Consider the following 19,079-nt stretch of genomic DNA (forward strand, 5'->3'; position numbering starts at 1 on the left):
GTTGTTATTGCCCGACCGTTCCCGGCCGGGTGTACTGCCGGGGTCAGAACTGCCAGTTCAGGCTCAGCCCTACCCCATGACTGCTCTCGTCGCTGGCCAGGCGGCCGCTGTAATCGAGGTTCAAGCGCACGTCCCTGGCCAGCGCCAGCCCCGCCTGCACACCGACCAGGGCGGCATCGCGCGCCAAAGGCGTGCTTTCCACGGCGAACGTCGGACCACCGCTGGCGAACGCCAGGTGATCCTGCGAATCGGTGCCACTCAAGGTGTGCTGCCAACCGAGGGTGCCCGCCAGGTCGAGCGCCTGTTGACCGGACAGGTTGATGGTTTTCAGCGCGCGCACCCCCAGGGTGCCGAGCACCGCGTCCCGCGTGTCCTCGCCGCTTTGCAGCGCGGCGGCATCGCCTTTTTCGCTGAAGCCATCCGTATCGAGGTGCACATAGGCCAGATGGGCGAAGGGTTCCAGCGCCAGCGGTTGCAGGTGCAGGCGATAGGCCGCTTCGGTGAATAGCTGGGTGGTGCCAGCATCGACGGTGGCCTTCTGTTTCGCGCTGACGTCGCCGTAATGCAGGTCGCGCTTGATGTCCGCGCGGTGCCAGCTGTAGGCCCCGCCGAGGCTCAGGCGCAGCGCGCCCAGCTCACGCCCGGCGTAGGCGCCCAGGTGATAGCTGTCGACCTGCGCCCGGGAATGGGTGCCGCTGCCCAGGTTCAGCGAGCTGTCGCTATACCCCGCCACCAACCCCAATCGCGTGTCCTCTGCCAGCACCCCGTCGACCCCGGCCAACAAACCGCCAATCGATGACGTCGACCCCGCGTGGTCATCGTGTGCGTCGCTCGTCCCCCAGGCGCCCAGTGCCTTGACCCAACCGTTGCTACCCGGCGCCTGATATTGCAAGCGCTCCGCCACCGCATCACGCAGGTAACGGCTGTCGTTGATCAGCAAGGTGTCGAGCGCCGGATAGATTTCTCCTGACAACTGCTGGAACGCCTGCTGCGCGGGTGCGGCCGACGGCGACAGTAAAAGGCTTTCGTAGACTGGGTTGCCCGTGCCCAGTTGCTCGACGGCAGCACCCACCGAACGTTGATTCGGGGTTTGCCCGACACTGGAGAACGACGTACCGTTGCGTTCGATCGCCAACTGCACGTCGCTCGCCGAGTAGTCGAGACTGCCGCCGATAAACAGGTAGTTGGGCAGCACCGCCCCGAACTGGCCTTGAACGCCGCCTGCCGCGTGCAGAATGTCATAGCGCTGTCCCAGCAGGCTGCGCACTTGAGTCGCGCTCAACAGTGTCGGGCTGTTTTCCAGCGCGAGACTGACCGTCGCGCCCTCGACCGTGGCCATCCCCGTTGCCACGATTCGGTCGCTGCCCGAAGGCGACACCTCCACGGCATAGGTCGAACCCGGTACCAGCGTCACGTCCCCATTCACCTGCAAGGTCCCGATCGAATTGCCGGGGGCAACGGTGGCACCGCTGCGGGCCGTCAAGCCTCCAACGCGCCCGGACCCGCCAAGGGTGGCGCTGTCGTTGACTGTCACCGCTGAACTCAACGAGCCATTGACCGTCAGCAGGCCGCCATTGACGGAGGTTGCGCCGCGATAGGTGTTGTCCCCGGTCAACACCAACTGACCGGCGCCGGACTTGATCAGGCTGCCGGCATACAGGCGTTGGGTGGCCGCGGCGGCGCGCGCCGTGCCCACGGCGTAGTCGGTCTGGTCCTGCTGGCTGGCGTCGCTCGCGATGCCGTGTTCCCAGCCCTTGTCCTTGAGGGTCTGTTGCCACGCGCTGCGCTCCGCGGCATCTTCCGCCTGACGCTGCAGCAAGGCCTTGTCGGAAATGTCATTACTCCACACATCGCGCTGACCGACGCCCAGGTTCGCGTCAAATTCGCCGAGCAGTTGCCCAGGCCCACGCATCGCCCGCGCCAGGTCGGGCACGCCCCAGCCCACCCGGTCGGTGGGCGCGTCGGTGATTGAGCCGTCGAGCTGAGTCGCGGTGGTCAGCAGCACGTGCAAGGCTTGCTGGTTGTTCATGTACGGATAGCGTTCCATCACCAGGGCCAGCGCGCCTGTCGCGTGAGGCGCGGCCATCGACGTGCCGTTGTAACTGGCGTATCCGCCACCGACGATGGTGCTGTTGATCTTTGCGCCCGGGGTGCTGATGCACCAGTATTTGGCGATGCCGCACTGGTTGTATTTCTGCTGGTTGTTTTTATCCAGCCCCGACACCGCCAGCCAGTGACCTTCCAGGTCCGGCTCGAAGTACGGCAGCGCCGAACGCACGCTGGCATTGGCATAACCGCTGTTGCCGGCGCTGAACACATTGATCACCCCGCGCCGCGAGACATCGGCCGCGGCATCGATCCAGGTGTTGCGGTTCCAGTGCTGGGCATAGGCGGCATGCAGGCTTTCGAGCGTCTTATAGTCGACGTCCTTGGGCTGGCTGCCCCAGCTGTTGTTGATCGCCCGCACGCCGGCATCGGCGAGGGCATCGTAGGCAGCCTTGAAGTAACGCGGGTCGGGGCCGGGACCGAACAGGAAGCTGTCGTTCTGGTTGGTGTTGGCGACGTACACATCCGCGTTGAAAGCAACACCGTGCATGCCGACACCGTCACGGGCCGCGCCCATGGTGCCGGTGACATGAGTACCATGGGAGTCGTTGTTACTGTTGAGCACACCGCTGACACTGAATGGCGAGCCGCCGGCATCGATACCGTTGGCGACAATCGGGCGGAATCTCGCGGCCTCGGGATGGTTGGGGTCGAAGCCTGAGTCCATGGCGCCGATTTTCACCCCTTGACCGGTGATTCCCGTGGCGTAGGCCTGACTCGCCTGCATGCGCTCCAGCCCCCAGTCCTCCTGGTACTCCGGCGTGCGCCAACTGGCGGCATCCCGGGGTTGCCCCGGATCAAGATAAGCGGCCTGCACCGCCGCCGGGAGCGCTGCCATCAGCAGCAACGAACGGGCGGCCATGGGCCTTGCGCGGTAACGACGTACATCCGTGTTCATAAATACTCGCTTTTCTGCCGTTGTTATTGTCGGGGTCCCCTGCTGCGGGGCGATGCGCTCTTCAGCGGGTTGTCGTACGCGGACCGAAGGCCTCGTCCACTTTCGCCAGGTCCGCTTCACCCAGGACACCGGCGTAGTAACGCAACCGGGTCCAGGCCATCAAATAGTCGTAACGAGCCTGGGCCAGGTCGCGGCGGGTGCTGAAGAGCTGTTGTTCGGCGTTCAACACGTCGAGGTTGACCCGTTCGCCGCCGAGGACGCTTTGCCGGGTCGACACCACCTGCGCCTGGGCCGAGGCCAGGGCCTTTTGATAAGCGCGCAGTTTGCTCACGCCCGACAGGCAGCCGGTGAACTGGCGACGCAGTTCGATCAGGGTTTCGCGGGTCTTGGCGTCCAGGTCGTATTCGGCCTGCTCCATGGAGCGGCTGGCCTGGCGGGTCGAGGCCGAGACCCCGCCACCGGCATACAGCGGCACGCTGATTTCAATGCCGACGGTGTTGGTGTCATAGCGCTGGTTGTAGGTGTTGCCGCTTTCCGACTCGTTCTGCCGCGCCGAGGCATAGGCGCTGATCCTGGGCAAGTGCCCCGAGCGATTGCGCTCCACTTCATAGCGCGCCACCTCGACCGCCTGGCGCTGGGAGGCCAGGTTCGGGTTGTTGCTCAGCGCCAGTTCGTGCCAGCTGTCGTAGTTGGCCGGTTGCAGGCTAAAGGACTGGAAGGACTCGCCCAGGGGTTCCAGGTCGTTGATGTCGATGTCCGGGGTGCCGATCAACGCGCCCAGTTCACGCAACGAGGCGTCCTGCTCATCGCGCGCTTCGATCTCTTCGGCAGTGGCCAACTCGTAGCGCGATTCCGCTTCAAGGATATCGGTGCGGGTGCCCTCGCCCTGGCGGAACAACTGCTCGTTCTGCTGGAACTGCTGTCCGAAGGCCTTTTTCTTCGCTTGCGCGATGTCGATCTGGTCCTGGGCAAACAGCGCCTGGGTGTAGAGCGTCAGTACTCGAACCAGCAGTTCCTGGCTCTTGCCACGAAAGTTTTCATCGGCAAACAACGACTGGGCCACGCCTTTGCGATAGGCCGCGTAGGCCTCGTAGTCCACCAGTGGCTGTTGCAGGGTGAAGGTCGAGCCATAGCTGTCGTAGTTACGATCATCAGTGCGATTGCGGCGGTTTTCGTCCAGGTAGGTGGCCTTGGAGTTGTTGCGGCCCTTGTTGTAGTTGTACGACAGTTTTGGCAACAGGCCGGCGCGACCGATGGTCCGGTTCTCCAGGCCCGCATCGCGTTCCTTGATGGCGCCGAGGAACACCGGATCATTGCGCAACGCCTGTTCATACACCTCAAACGGCCCCATGGCCTGGGCCTGAGTACACACCAGCCACGCAATGGCGGCCCCGAGAATGGAAAGCTTGCTCATGCGACGGGACATCCTTATTCCTCGGTCAATGCCGAACCTGCCCGGTCGAGCAGCGGTTTGAACAGGTAGTTGAGCAACGAGCGTTCACCGGTACGCACGAACATCTCCGCCGGCATGCCCGGCTTGATCACCAACCCGTTGAGTTTTTCCATAGCCACATCGCTGACGCTGCTGCGCAGTACGTAGTACGGCACGCCGGTTTTTTCATCGATCATCTGGTCCGCCGAAATCAGGCTGACCTCGCCGGGAACCCGTGGGGTTTTGCTCTGGTTGAACGCGGTGAACAGGATGTCCACCGGCAGCTGGCTGCCGACCTTGTCGATCAGGTTGACCGGCAGGTGGCCTTCCACCTCCAGGCGGGTGCCTTGCGGCACGATCTCCAGCAAGGTGTCGCCGGGGCGGACCACCGCGCCTTCGGTGTGCACCCCGAGGTTGACCGCGATGCCATCGGCCGGGGCGACGATTTCACTGTGCTGCAGGTCAAAGCCGGCGGAGGTCAGTTGCTGTTCCAGGGTCAGGCTCTTGAGCTGGGCTTCGGCCAACTGGCCGCGCACCTCTTTCTGGTACTCCTCGGCATGCTGTTGCAGCTTGAGGCGGGTCTCGACAATACCCTGCTCCACCCGCCCGCTTTCACCGCTGTTTTGCGCCAGTTCCTGCTGCACCTGGGAGAGTTGGCGCTGGTATTCCATCAAGCGGTTGCGCGGGATGTAGCCGTTGTCCGCCAAAGGCTGCAGGTTGGCCAATTGCTGGCGCAGGGATTCGGCCTGCGCCAGCAGGTCGGTGCGCGCCCGGCGCATCCCGGACAGTTGCGCGGTGGCGCCGTCGATGTTGGCGCGCAATCCGGCCTGTTCACGATCGAACGCTTCACGGCGGCTGCTGAACAGTTGCCGCTGGCCTTCCAGTACCAGCGCCAGGCGCGGGTCGGGGTCGTTGCTCAGTTGGGACGGAAAGCTCACCTGCTTGAGGTTGTCACGCTCACTCTGCCACCGCGCCAGGCTGGCCCAGGCCATGCGGTATTGGGCTTGCAGCGACTGCACGTCGGCCTCGACCTGGGTCTGGTCGAGCCGGAACAATGGCTGGCCCTGTTGCACCGCTTCGCCTTCACGCACCAGAATCCGCGTGACCACCCCGCCGCTCATCGACTGCACGGCCTTGCGTTTGCCGGACACCACCACCGTGCCCTGCACCGGGATCCCTTGATCCAGCGGTGCCAGGCTGGCCCACAAAAAGAAGCTGCCGGCCCCCACCACCGTCAGTATCCAGCCCATGCGGGCAAAAAAACCGGCCTCGCGCTCCGGGCGTTCCGGGGCGTCAGTGTGTTCGATGGTCATGTCGCGTTCCTTGCGGCTCATACACCGGCACTCCGTGTCGGCGCCTGGTACTGGCGGCTCATGCTGAGCCCGTTCGGGGTTTCCCGTGGTGGCTGCGACTGGACGCCGGACAAGGCCTTGAGCACCTCCTGGCTGGCACCGAAGGCTTGCAACCGGCCTTCGTTGAGGACCAGCAACTTGTCTGCCTGGGCCAGGGCTGAGGAGCGATGGGTCACCAGCACCACACTGGTGCCCTGGGCTTTCATCTGCGCAATGGCACTGGCCAGTGCCGCTTCACCGACGGTATCGAGGTTGGAATTCGGTTCGTCGAGCACCACCAGGCTCGGGCCGCCATACAGCGCCCGGGCCAGGGCCACGCGCTGCTTCTGGCCGCCGGACAGACCGCTGCCATCATCCCCCAGGCGGGTGTCGTAACCCTGGGGCAGGCGCAGGATCAGCTCGTGCACGCCCGCCTGTTGCGCCGCCTCGACGATTTTCTGCGGATCGGCCTGGCGAAAGCGCGCGATGTTCTCGGCCACGGTGCCGCTGAACAGTTCGATCGCCTGCGGCAGGTAGCCGATGTAAGGGCCAAGGTCGTCGCGGTTCCAGCGTTGGATGTCCGCGCCGTCCAGGCGTACGGTGCCGGCCAGGGTCGGCCAGACACCCACCAGCACCCGCGCCAGCGTCGACTTGCCCGAACCCGACGCCCCCAGCACTCCCAGCACCTCGCCGGCACCGAGGGTGAAGCTGACCTGTTGCAAGGTCGCATTGCGCTGGCCGGGTGGGCCGGCGCTGACCTGTTCGAAGCTCACCTGGCCCTTGGGCGCCGGCAGTGCCATGGCGCTGTCCGTGGGCGGGAATGCCAACAGCAAGGCGTCCAGGCGCCGATAGGCCAGCTTCGCCCCGCTCCATTGTTTCCAGACCGCGATCAGTTGGTCGATGGGGCTCAGCACCCGGCCCATCAGAATCGAACCGGCGATCATCATGCCCGCCGTCATCTGCCCCTGGATCACCAGCAACGCCCCCAACCCCAGCACCAGGGATTGCAGGCACAGGCGCAGGGTCTTGCTCAAGGAACTGATGACCGCCCCGGTGTCGCTGGCCTGGTTCTGCAGGCCGAGGAATCGCGAATGCACCTGGAACCAGCGCTGGCGCAGCGCACCCAGCATGCCCATGGCCTGGACGGTCTCGGCATTGTGCAGGTGACTGGTGGCCAGTTGGCTGGACTGCTGGGAGTACCCACCGGCTTCGGCCAGCGGCTTTCGGGTCATGGCCTCGTTGAGAAACGCCAGGGCGATCAACAGCGCGGCACCGACGGTGGCGAATACCCCCAGCCAGACATTGAACAGGTAGATCACCAGCAGGTAGATCGGAAACCAGGGCGCGTCGAAGAAGGCAAACAGCGCTGGCCCAGTCACGAACTGGCGAATGTGGGTCAGGTCGGCCAGGGACTGGCCGGCGTTGCCCTCGCCCTTGAACAGGTTGCGCTCGAACGCCGCCTGGTAGACCTGCAGGTTGAAGCGCCGCTCCAACTGGCTGCCGATGCGGATCACGATAAAGCTGCGAACGATCTCCAGCAGCCCGATGAACACGAAGAACCCCACCACCATCAGTGACAACATCACCAGGGTGGTTTCGTTCTGCGACGAGAGCACGCGGTCATACACCTGGAGCATGTAGATCGACGGCACCAGCATCAGCAGATTGATCAACGCGGTAAAGCAGCCCACGCTGATCAGAATGTTTTTATAGTCACCCAGCGCGTTCAATAGCGGTGCAGTGGGAGTGGTCTTCGCCATTCTCATTAATCTTTCCCGAGCTGATAAAGCGTGCCGAAGTTCGACACGGATCCAATAAACTGCCGCGAAGCAAGTCCAGGCATTGTTTGAATACAGGCAACTGACAGGCGAACGAACGCCCTCTGATGACGATAGAGCGCCGAAGTTATTTACCCGACCGTTAATAACGACAATGAATGCAGGTATCCACTCAGGGATAATTATTCAGTTTACAGCTGTACTCCCGACTTCAGTCGCGCTGTAAAACAATAATTGGATCCGATTGTTTGTTACTCCGGTAACGTCTATCTTGCTGTCGGGCAAGATGAATAATCCGTGTGCCTTCCTTATTGGTCAGCGATATACCATCGGGTTCGGTGAACCAGCCGACGGGAAGTTGCCCGAGCCAGGCGGCCAGACATTCAACATCGCCGCCCAGGGTTTGATCGGGCGCCAGTTTCAGTGCACAGGTGTTCTGCGGCTGCGGTTGCAGGTAAACCCGCCAGGTGCCCGCCAGTTCCGAGGGGTCCGCCAATCTCAGGCTGCTAGCCATGCAAACATCTCCAGAAAACATCATCAGCGTGGCGATCAGCCAGGCCATTGCCTTGTAGGTAAAGGCGTTATTCGTCATAAGCCGTGTGATTCCAGGTTGTAGCCCTTGCAGCCTTGCCTTTCGCGGCTCAACTGGCAAGGACAAAGGGCAGCGCATCGGCGCCGCCCCCTTGATCATCGACTCAGGCCACGATATCCGTGGTAGCTGCCTGGCCAACGGTGCTGACCAGGAAGTCAGCCACGCCATGCCCGGAGAAGTCGATGGCCAGACTGCTGCCACCCGACACCGTGCTCAATACCGCGTCACCCACCGCGCCGGTGAACGCGCTGACAAAGTGCAACCCCGTGCCCTTGGTCAGGCCGGTCAGGTCGATCTTGTCCAGGCCGCTGACGAAATCGAGGATCTGATCCACCGTCCCTGGTCGGGAGTCCGAGCTGGCGGCAAACACGAAGGTGTCGGAACCGCTGCCACCCCATAGCTTGTCGGCACCGCCGGCGCCAAACAGGATGTCGTTGCCGGCACCGCCCTTGAGCTCGTTGGCCACGGCATTGCCGATCAGCAGATCGCTGCCCGAACCGCCGATGGCGTTCTCGACGGTCACGCCCTTGGCAATGGACACGTTACCAAACATACCGCCAACGTCGGAGAACGAGGCCTCATTGAGGTTGATCTTCTGGTTCTGGGTGAAGCCTGAGAAGTCCAGGGTATCCTTGCCGCCCGCGTCCCACACCGAGAACACCACTTTGTCCGACGACGAACTGGCGCCCAGGAAGTCGCGCCCGGCGTTGGAGTTGAAGCCGTAGGTGGTGTCCCCTGTACGGGTACTCATGTTGGCACCGTAGAGTTTCTGCACCGCGGCGATATCGTCCATCAGCGGGCCGGACGCATACGCCGTCGAGCCGCCCTTGCTGAAGTCCTGGTCGATATTGTTTTCGCTCCAGTAGCTCATGACGCTGTAGCCGCGGGTGTCTTCGGCGTAGGTCACATCGTTGTAGGTCGGGTTGCCTTCGCCGGCGTTGTAGTCGCCAGGGTGCGCCAGGCCCAGGGTGTGGCCAATCTCGTGGGTCAGGGTCTGGCGGCCATAGTTGTTCAGGCCGGGGGTCTTGTTGACGTTGTAGCCATCACCCGTGAGGTACCAGGACTGGCCGTTGTAGACACTGCCAGGCTCCGGGAGGAACGCAAAAGCCGCGCCACCGCTACTACCGTTGCTGTAGTTGCCAAAGGTCATGTGACCGTCGCCACCCGAGGCTTTCTCGGTAAAGCTGACATTGGCGACATCGCCCCACGATTGCATGGCCAGTACCGCCTGGGCCTTTTGCAGCGCACTGAATTGGCTGAACGTACCGACCTGCAGCGCGGCGAAGCTGGACCCAGGAGCCGTGAGGAACGTGTAGGTCAGTTCGATCTTGCCGCTACCGTTGAGGTCCTGCCAGGACGCACCGTCACGCAAAATCTGTGTCGCGGCCTGATCAACGGAATAAGAGGGTTTGCCATTGACCACAAGATTGCCGCCCCGGTCATACTGATGGCTGAAACTATCGATCTGCGACCAGGCAGTACTGGGGGCGGCCGCCGATTCAATAGCGTTAACTTTTACTTTCGACATAAACACACTTCCTTGTTTTGCAATGGAACAGTTTTTGTCCGATAGCGACTCTCTCTGGCGAGATCGTCCTATCACTCGCCCAATGAAGGCGAAAGGAAACTGACACAATTTGAAATCCGACGTCTAGTGTTTTTTTGACGTCAAATTGAACCACTCCACAAAACCACCGAAAACAATGAGCACACTGTCTGAATAATAAGGGTTGCGCTCGATCCGACGTGGATGAACGAGCAGAGTCTTATTTAAATATTAAATATCAGTACAGTTGTACTTGCGATCTACGTCGCCCTGTTCACAGGGCACTTCGCCATCAACTAAGACACGTCCCGTGAATTGAAAGTCCGGCCGCCACACCGGTCGCCAATGAGGACTCCAACCGCCATCGGGGTTGAGCACTGCAAATGCACCATTAAGGTGCGATCAGCCCTTCCCTTCGCGCTACGTTCAAGCATCGGACGGCCCTTTTTTGGCCTTCCTGCCCTGCGTCGCCGCACTTCGCCGGTGCAATTGTCACAATCCTCGTGTCGTCCTTTGCCGCCGAAAACCGATTGTCGAACAATTCGAAAAACCCTTCCACATGGCTCTAGATTCTGACCTAGACTCCTGATCGCAAATGGAAACCGGTCGGTCATATTTCGGCGAAAAACCCGAAACTTTCCACCGCAGGCACGGGTCAGGTGTTAAGAGGGGCCGGCGACTGGTGCAATCCTTGCAATGTCCAAAACAGCCTTCGAGCTTCACCGCAGCGGGCCGCGTTTGCCGCACGTTGCGTAGCGCTTTAGCGCCTGGCCAGGGAACCGGCCACATCCATCACGGGTGAGATGCCTGAACCAGATCAATAAAACGGGAGAACCACATGAACAGTGCCGCTTTAGACATCCAGGAAGAAACTACTCACCCGACCATCGACGAAACGACGTCCATGGCCATCCTGGCTTCGGGTTCAAAACCGGTACTGCCTGCTCAACGTCACAATCCGAACAAGAAGAAAGTGCTGTTCGTGACCTCGGAAATCGCCGACCTGGTGAAGACCGGAGGCCTGGGGGACGTGTCGGCCGCACTGCCCCGCGCCATGGCCCACCTGCACGATGTGCGAGTGCTGATCCCCGGTTACCCGCAAGTGATGCACAGCGACAACCCGATTCACATCATTGGCGAACTGGGTGGCCATGCGGCCCTGCCGGCCTGCAAGATCGGGCGCATGGACATGCCCGACGGGCTGGTGATCTACGTGCTGATCTGCCCGGAGCTGTACGAACGCGAAGGCTCGCCCTATGGCGCCAACAACGGTCGTGACTGGCCGGACAACCATATCCGGTTCGCCCGCCTGGGCTTGGCCGCCGCCGACATCGCGGCGAACCTGGCGCACCTGCACTGGTGCCCGGATCTGGTGCACGCCCACGACTGGCCCGCGGGGTTGGCCCCAGCCTACATGCACTGGCGCGGGCAACGCACGCCGACCCTGTTCACCATTCACAACCTCGCCTATCAAGGCGTGGTCAGCCTGGCCTCCTGCCCGGAGTTGGGCATTCCCGAACACGCCCTGCAGCAGGAAGGCATGGAGTTCTACGGCAAACTGTCGTTTCTCAAGGCCGGCATGGCCTATTCCAGCCATATCACCACCGTCAGCGCGACCTATGCCCAGGAAATCACCACCCCGGCATTTGGCTGCGGGCTGGACGGTTTCCTCGCCAGCAAGACCCAGCAAGGCCTGCTCAGCGGTATCCCCAACGGCATCGATGAGAGCTGGGATGCGGCGACCGACCCGCACCTGCTCTGCCCCTTCGGCATCGGCGACTGGGAAGGCAAGGCCGTCAACGCGGCCCATGTGCGCCAGCTGTTTGCCTTGAAAGAGTCCGAAGGTCCGTTGTTTGCGGTGGTCTCGCGCCTGGTCTATCAGAAAGGCCTGGACCTGACCGAGGGCGTCGCCGAGTACATCGTCAAAGCGGGCGGACAGATTGCCATCATCGGCCGTGGCGAGCCGGAAGAAGAACACGCCATGCGCAACCTGGCGCTGCGTTTTCCAGGGCAGATCGGCGTGCGCATCGGCTTCAATGAAACCGATGCCCGGCGCATGTTCGCCGGCAGTGATTTCCTGTTGATGCCGTCGCGTTACGAACCCTGCGGCCTGAGCCAGATGTACGCGCAGCGCTTTGGTTCGTTGCCGGTGGCCCGCAACACGGGTGGCCTGGCCGACACCATCGAGAACGGCGTCACCGGTTTCCTGTTCGACGAATCCACCGTGGTCAGCTACGAGGAAGCGCTGAGCCGGGCATTCAAGGTCTTCGCCTTCCCCGCCCTGCTCAATGCCATGCGCTGCCGGGCCATGGCCGCGCCCTTCAACTGGTGCAAGGCGGTCGAACCCTACGCCGAACTCTATGAACAACTGGTCGCCAAGGCGCTGGGCAAGTCGGTCAAGCCATGAGAGGGGTCCTCGAATGCCGTTACGGACTCTGCAAACCTGGCCCCACGGCGCCGTCATGCTGGATGCCGGGCGCACCCGCTTTGCGTTGTGGGCGCCCGATGCTTTTCATGTCAGTGTCGAGTTTGCCACGGGGCAATCCTTGCCCCTGCGGCCCCGGGAGAACGGCTGGTTCGTGACCGACACCCGGTGCCCGGCAGGCACCCGCTACCGCTTCAACATCGATGGCGAGCTGGACGTGCCAGACCCTGCATCACGGGCCCAGGTCGCGGGCCCGGAGTCTCCCAGTGTGGTGGTCGACCCCCTCGCCTACCACTGGCGGCACCCGGATTGGCAAGGCCGGCCCTGGCACGAGGCGGTGATCTACGAACTGCACGTCGGCCTGCTGGGCGGATTTGCCGAGGTCGAACGCTATTTGCCGCACTGGGTGGAGTTGGGCGTCACGGCCATCGAGCTGATGCCGCTGGCACAATTTCCCGGCGAGCGTAACTGGGGCTACGACGGCGTGCTGCCCTACGCGCCACAGTCATCCTATGGTTCGCCCGAAGACCTCAAGCACTTGATCGATACCGCCCACGGCCTGGGCCTGGTGGTGATGCTCGACGTCGTCTACAACCACTTCGGCCCGGATGGCAACTACCTGCCCCGCTATGCCAAGGGCTTTTTTCGCGAAGACCGGCAGACCCCCTGGGGCGCGGCCATCGATTTTCGCCGGCGCCAGGTGCGCGACTTCTTTATCGACAATGCACTGATGTGGCTGTTGGAGTACCGCTTCGACGGCCTGCGCCTGGACGCGGTGCATGCCATCGAGGATCCGGACTTTCTGCAGGAACTCGCGTCCCGGGTGCGCCAGCAGGTCGAACCGCCCCGTCACGTCTGGCTCACCGTGGAAAACGAACACAACCAGGCCAGCCTGCTGGAGCAGGGTTTCGACGCCCAATGGAACGATGATGGCCACAATGCCCTGCACGTCCTGCTGACTGGCGAAACCGACGCCTACTACGCCGACTTTGCCGAGCAGCCCACCGAACAACTGGCCCGCTGCCTGAGCCAGGGATTTGTCTATCAGGGCCACCTCAATCGCCACGGCCAGCCCCGTGGCGAGCCCAGCGCCCATCTGCCCCCCAGCGCCTTTGTGCTGTTTCTGCAGAACCATGACCAGATCGGCAATCGGGCCTTTGGCGAACGCCTGCACCAGTTGAGCGCCCCGCAGGCACTGCAGGCGACTACGGTGCTGGTGTTGCTGTCGCCTATGATTCCACTGTTGTTCATGGGCGACGAAGTGGCCGCCGCCGAACCCTTCCTGTTTTTTACCAGCCACCAGGGCGAACTGGCCGAACGGGTGCGTGAGGGCCGACGCAACGAGTTCGCCGCCTTCACCGCGTTCGCCGATCCCCATCGCCGCGCCCGGATTCCCGATCCGAACGCCCCGCCGACCTTTCTCGGCTCGCGTCCGACCTTGACCCCGGGGCCATCCAGATCCCGGCGCGCCACCCATGAGCTCTATCGACAACTGCTGCGCATCCGCCACCGGGAAATCATCCCGCGCCTGCCCGGCGCCCGGGCCCTGGAGACCACGGTACTGGGAACCGGCGCCCTCAGCGCCCGCTGGCAATTGGGCGATGGCAGCCTGCTGTGCATTGACGTGAACCTGGGGCGTACCGGGGTTGCCCATCTGCCGCCCGCCCATGCCCGGTTGATCTTCGACTACCCTCCCCATACCTTCGAACAGCTGCAACAGGGCACCCTGGCGCCCCATTGCGCGGTGGTCAGCCTGACGGCGGGCACTGCATTGCCATCCCCTACTGGAGAGCGCCCATGAGTGACGCCCAACTGGAAATCCTCGCCAGCCGCGCCGGCCTGGCAGTGGACTGGATCGACGCCAATGGCCGGCCGCAAAAAGTCGCGCCATCGGTGATGCGGGCCGTCCTCACCGGGCTTGGGCACCCGGCCGGCAGCGCCCAGGAAATCGACGCCAGCCTGCAAGCCTTGCAGCAGGCCCAGGACCGCACGCACTTGCCGCCGCTGATGACCGTCGATGTGGGGCGCGGACTCGACCTCGCGCGCTACTTTGCGCCCTGCACGCCCTGTGAAATTCGCCTGGAAGACGGCGCAACCCTCCACCTCAGGCTCGACGACGATGCCGTCCTGCCAGGACTGATCCCTGTGGGGTATCAGGATGTCAGCATTGCCGGGCATGCCTTCACCCTCGCCGTGGCCCCCTTGCACTGCCATAGCGTGGCGGCGGCGGTGGACAGTCCGACACCTCGGGCCTGGGGCTTGAGCGTACAGTTGTATGCATTACGACGCCCTGGCGACGGCGGTATCGGCGACACACAGGCCTTGGAGAACCTCGCCCGGGTTGCTGGCGAACGGGGCACCGAGGCCCTGGCGATCAGCCCGATACACGCGATGTTCAGCAACGACCCGCAGCGCTATAGCCCTTACTCGCCCTCCAGCCGGTTGTTCCTCAATAGCCTGTATGCCGCGCCCGGCGAGATCCTCGGCGAACGCGCGCTGCGCATGGCCATTGACGCCACCGAACTGGCGGACGAACTCAAGCGCCTGGAGAACCAGCCACTGATCGACTGGCCGGCGGCGGCCAAGGCCAGGCAACAAGTGCTGCAAGCGCTGTACGACGGGTTCACCCAAGGCGAACACCCGTTGCACGCCGACTTCGGCAGTTTTCGCCACAGCGGTGGCGAAGCCCTGGAAAACCACTGCCGCTTCGAGGCCCTCCAGGAGGTGTGTGCCGCCCGCGGTGAAAGCCTCGACTGGCGACAATGGCCGTCCCCCTGGCGCAACCCGCGCAGTGCCGAACTGGCCGCCTTTGCCGAACAAAACGCCGGGCGCATCGGCTACTACGCCTTTTGCCAATGGCTGATCGCCCGCTGCCTGCAACGGGCGCAAAACGTGGCCCGCAACAGTGGCATGGGTATTGGCCTGATCGCCGACCTGGCGGTGGGCGCCGACGGGGGCGGCAGCCAGGCCTGGAGCCGCCAGGACGAATTGCTGGCCTCGCTCACGGTCGGCGCGCCGCCGGATATTCTCAACCGCACCGGTCAAGGCTGGGGGATTTCCGCGTTTTCTCCCGAAGGGCTGGTGCGTAACGGCTTTCGTGCGTTCATCGAAATGCTGCGGGCAAACTTCGCCCACGCCGGAGGGTTGCGCATCGACCATGTGATGGGCCTGCAACGATTGTGGGTGATCCCCTTGGGCGCGCCGCCCAGTGAAGGCGCCTACCTGTACTACCCGGTGGACGACCTGCTGCGCTTGCTGACACTCGAATCCCATCGGCACCAGGCAATCGTCCTCGGTGAAGACCTGGGCACCGTACCCGACGGCCTGCGGGAGAAACTCAGCGCGCGCTCGATCCTGGGCATGCGTGTGCTGCTGTTCGAGCAGGACCACGGCGCGCGCTTTCGCCCCATTCTCGACTGGCCCGACACCGCGCTGGCCACCACCAGCACCCACGACCTGCCAACGCTCAACGGCTGGTGGCATGGCCGCGACATCGAATGGAGCGCCCGCCTGGGGCTGACCGATGAGCAAGGCGAGCGGCAATGGCGCGCACACCGCCAGCGCGAACGCGACGGCCTGCGCGGCGTACTGAGCCAGGACCCACAGAACTTCCGCGAGGAAGCCCTGGAGACCGATCAAGTGCTCGATGCCAGCACACGCTTCCTCGGGCATACCCGCGCGCCCCTGGTGCTGCTGCCCCTGGAAGATGCACTGGGGCTTGATGAACAGGCCAACTTGCCTGGCACTCACGACAGCCACCCGAACTGGTGCCGGCGCTTGCCGGTGGACAGCGAAAAACTGCTGGACGATACCGACGTTGCGCGACGCCTGGAGATGCTCGCCTGTGCTCGCCAGCAGGCCGTTGAGCGTGATCAATGACCCAGGGGCACACCCCACCGCCAAGGGCAACCCTCCGGTTGCAGTTTCATCGCGGCTTCACCCTGGATGACGCGGTGCCGCTGGTGCCGTACTTCAGCGACCTGGGTATCAGCCATCTGTACGCCTCGCCACTGCTGTGTGCGCGCAGCGGTTCGCCGCACGGCTACGATGTGGTCGACCCCGGCCGGGTCAATCCCGAACTGGGCGGCGAGGCCGCGTTGCGGCGCCTGGTGCAGGCCCTGCGCGCCAGGCACATGGGCCTGGTGCTGGACCTCGTGTCCAATCACATGGCCGTCGGCGGCGCGGACAATCCCTGGTGGCTCGATCTGCTGGAGTGGGGGCGGCTCAGCCCCTACGGCGAATTCTTCGACATCCAGTGGCACTCTCCGGACCCCTTGCTCGAAGGTCAACTATTGCTGCCGTTTCTGGGCAGCGATTACGGCATCGCCTTGCAGGACGGTACCCTGGCGCTGCAATTTGATCCTGGACAAGGGCGTTTCCATGGCCAGTACGCTCAACACCGTTTCCCGATCTGCCCCACCGACTACGCCCTGCTGCTCAAGCCCGACGATGCACTGAGCGCCGACCAGACCGAACCCCTAAAGGCCCTGGCCGACCAGTTCACCACCCTGCGTTACCAGACCGACGCCCGCGCCCTCGCCGACCCCTTGCACCAAGCGCTGGCGACACTGGCCCGACGGCCCGGGATCGCGCGCTGCATCGCGTTCAACCTGGCCCTGCATGACGCCCGCCAGCCGGAGGGCTTCCAGCGCCTGCACACCCTGCTGGAACGGCAGAGCTATCGCCTGGCCAGCTGGCGAACCGCCGCCGACGACATCAACTGGCGACGCTTCTTCGACATCAATGAGCTGGGTGCGCTGAGGGTCGAGCGCCCGGCCGTGTTCGAGGCCACCCACGCCAAGGTCTTCGAGCTGATCGCCAGCGGCCTGGTGGATGGCTTGCGCATCGACCACATTGACGGCCTCGCCGACCCACGGGGTTACTGCCGCAAGCTCAGGCGCCGGGTCGACGCGCTTGCGCCCGGGCGGCACATCCCCCTCTACGTCGAGAAAATCCTCGGCGCCGGCGAAACCCTGCGTCGCGACTGGAAGGTCGATGGCAGTACCGGTTATGAATTCATGAATCAGCTGTCGCTGCTGCAACACACCCCCCAAGGCGCGCAGCCCCTGGCTCAATTGTGGCAGCGCCACAGCGAACGGCCGCCGGCCTTTATCGAAGAGGCCCAGTTGGCTCGCCAGCAAATCCTCAACGGCTCGCTGGCCGGCGACTGTGAAAGTGTCGCCCAGGCCCTGCTGCAAGTGGCCCGGGATGACGTCATGAGCCGCGACCTGACCCTGGGCGCCATTCGACGGGCCCTGCAGGCGTTGATCGTGCATTTCCCGGTGTACCGCACGTACATTGGGCCGCTCGGGCGCTCGACCGAGGATGAGGTTTTTTTCCAGAAAGCCATGACCGGCGCACGCCAGGCCTTGAGTGAAGCCGACTGGCCGGTACTCGATAATATTGCGCTATGGCTGGGCGGCCAGCCCTGGCGCAAGCGAGCGGTGGGCCGTCAGCGCAAGATCCTCAAGCACGCCTGCGTGCGCTTCCAGCAACTGACCTCACCCACTGCGGCCAAAGCCGTGGAGGACACCGCGCTCTATCGCTGGGGCGTGCTGCTGTCGCGCAACGATGTCGGCTTCAACAGCGAACAATTCAGTGCGCCGGCCAGCGATTTCCATACCGCCTGCCAGCAACGCCTCGAGGCGTTTCCCGACAACCTGCTGACCACCGCCACCCATGACCACAAACGCGGCGAAGACAGCCGCGCGCGACTGGCTGTACTCAGTGAGCTCAGCACCTGGTATGCCGGACAGGTCCATGCCTGGCGCCCGCACGCCCAGGCCTTGCGCACCGACCCGCTCGCCCCCTCGGCTGGCGATGAACTGATCCTCTACCAGACGATGCTCGCCAGCTGGCCTCTTGGACTACGCGCAGACGACCTCGCCGGCCTGACAGGCTATTGCGAACGCCTGTGCCAGTGGCAACAAAAGGCCCTGCGCGAAGCCAAGTTGCAAAGCAGCTGGAGCGCCGCCAATGAGCCCTGTGAGCAGGCCGCCCGGACCTTTATCGAGACACTGCTGCTCGCACCGCGAGGCCTGGCATTGCGCACCGCGATCGCCGAGGCCGCGCAGACGATTGCCTGCGCCGGCGCACTCAACGGGTTGGCGCAAACCTTGCTGCGCATGACCGCGCCAGGGGTGCCGGACCTGTATCAGGGTAACGAATTCTGGGACTTCAGCCTGGTGGACCCGGACAATCGTCGGCCGGTGGACTTCAAGGAACGTCAGGCCGCGCTGGCCACCATGGCCCCGCCCCGGGTGCTGCTGGACACCTGGCGCGACGGCCACATCAAGCAGGCGTTGATCGCTCGTACCCTGGCCTTGCGCGCCGATTATCCGCAGCTGTTCCGACGCGGACGCTATGTGCCCTTGCCGGTGCTGGGCAGCCAGGCCCGACGGGTACTGGCCTTTGCCCGCGAGGACCGGGGGCAATGGGCGATTGTGCTGGTACCGATACAGGTTGCCACGCTGCTGGAAAGCAGTGCCGAACCCAAGGTCGCTGCCCCGCTCTGGGGCGACACCCGGGTCAAACTACCGTTCACCCTGCGCGGTGAAACACTGAAGGGACTTTTTTCAACACCTGAAGTCACACACCCCACGGAACTACTGATCAGTGCGGCACTGGGTGACTTTCCGGTCAATCTGTTAATCCAGCCTTGAGCCCAACTCAGGAGTATTGCGATGAGTACCGATGACAAACGCATTCGTGAATTTGCCTATCAGATCTGGGAGTCCGAAGGGAAACCCGAAGGTCAGGAAGCCCGCCATTGGGACATGGCCTGCAAACTGGCCGAGGCCGAAGCCCTGGCACCCGCCAAATCGGTAAAGCCGGCCAAGGCAGCGACTGGCAAATCCCCGGCGACCAAGGCCGGGACCGGGACCAAGGCCAAAAGCGCGGCGGCCGCCACGCCAGGTGAAAAGAGCGTCGCGCCAAAAAAGCCCCGGGCGCCGCGCAAGCCGGCCAGTTGA

At 63.6% G+C, this 19,079-nt stretch carries 11 protein-coding genes; 5 read left to right on the forward strand and 6 right to left on the reverse strand.

Annotation, left to right across the window (positions count from 1 at the left end; genetic code table 11):
* Positions 1-43 precede the first annotated feature (43 nt).
* The 6 genes from CKW25_RS00560 to CKW25_RS00585 all read right to left on the reverse strand — a co-directional run bounded on the left by CKW25_RS00560 (position 44) and on the right by CKW25_RS00585 (position 9,665).
* A complete protein-coding gene (locus tag CKW25_RS00560; protein ID WP_095077087.1) occupies positions 44-3,004 on the reverse strand; it encodes an autotransporter serine protease in 2,961 nt (986 codons plus the stop codon).
* Between the two features lie 61 nt (positions 3,005-3,065).
* The gene (locus CKW25_RS00565) at positions 3,066-4,430 is read right to left on the reverse strand and encodes a TolC family outer membrane protein (RefSeq protein WP_095077088.1); all 1,365 of its coding nucleotides are present in this window, start codon (positions 4,428-4,430) and stop codon (positions 3,066-3,068) included.
* A gap of 2 nt (positions 4,431-4,432) precedes the next feature.
* A complete protein-coding gene (locus CKW25_RS00570; protein WP_095077354.1) occupies positions 4,433-5,749 on the reverse strand; it encodes an HlyD family type I secretion periplasmic adaptor subunit in 1,317 nt (438 codons plus the stop codon).
* A gap of 17 nt (positions 5,750-5,766) precedes the next feature.
* Positions 5,767-7,533, reverse strand: coding sequence for a type I secretion system permease/ATPase (locus tag CKW25_RS00575; RefSeq protein WP_095077089.1), 1,767 nt, complete (start codon positions 7,531-7,533; stop codon positions 5,767-5,769).
* Positions 7,534-7,756: 223 nt separating this feature from the next.
* Entirely contained in the window at positions 7,757-8,137 is a 381-nt protein-coding gene (locus CKW25_RS00580) for an AprI/Inh family metalloprotease inhibitor (RefSeq protein WP_095077090.1), read from the reverse strand.
* Between the two features lie 103 nt (positions 8,138-8,240).
* Entirely contained in the window at positions 8,241-9,665 is a 1,425-nt protein-coding gene (locus CKW25_RS00585; protein ID WP_095077091.1) for a serralysin family metalloprotease, read from the reverse strand.
* 856 nt (positions 9,666-10,521) lie between these two features.
* Here CKW25_RS00585 and glgA point away from each other — a divergent pair.
* The 5 genes from glgA to CKW25_RS00610 are packed head-to-tail and all read left to right on the forward strand — an operon-like array spanning position 10,522 to position 19,079.
* Positions 10,522-12,090 carry a glycogen synthase GlgA gene (gene glgA, locus CKW25_RS00590; RefSeq protein ID WP_095077092.1) on the forward strand — a complete coding sequence of 523 codons (1,569 nt, stop codon included), beginning with the start codon at positions 10,522-10,524 and terminating at the stop codon, positions 12,088-12,090.
* A gap of 13 nt (positions 12,091-12,103) precedes the next feature.
* Positions 12,104-13,909: a malto-oligosyltrehalose trehalohydrolase gene (gene treZ, locus CKW25_RS00595; protein WP_095077093.1), complete on the forward strand. Its 1,806-nt coding sequence runs from the start codon at positions 12,104-12,106 to the stop codon at positions 13,907-13,909.
* Positions 13,906-15,987: a 4-alpha-glucanotransferase gene (malQ, locus tag CKW25_RS00600; RefSeq protein ID WP_095077094.1), complete on the forward strand. Its 2,082-nt coding sequence runs from the start codon at positions 13,906-13,908 to the stop codon at positions 15,985-15,987. Before treZ ends, malQ begins: the two co-directional genes overlap by 4 nt.
* On the forward strand, positions 15,984-18,770 hold the full coding sequence (locus CKW25_RS00605) for a malto-oligosyltrehalose synthase (RefSeq protein ID WP_095077095.1): 2,787 nt from the start codon (positions 15,984-15,986) through the stop codon (positions 18,768-18,770). The genes malQ and CKW25_RS00605 overlap by 4 nt, the downstream gene beginning before the upstream one ends.
* A 21-nt stretch (positions 18,771-18,791) precedes the next feature.
* Complete coding sequence (locus tag CKW25_RS00610) at positions 18,792-19,079, forward strand: DUF2934 domain-containing protein (RefSeq protein WP_095077096.1); 288 nt, start codon at positions 18,792-18,794, stop codon at positions 19,077-19,079.

Source organism: Pseudomonas sp. Irchel s3h17 (assembly GCF_900187505.1).
Lineage (GTDB): Bacteria > Pseudomonadota > Gammaproteobacteria > Pseudomonadales > Pseudomonadaceae > Aquipseudomonas.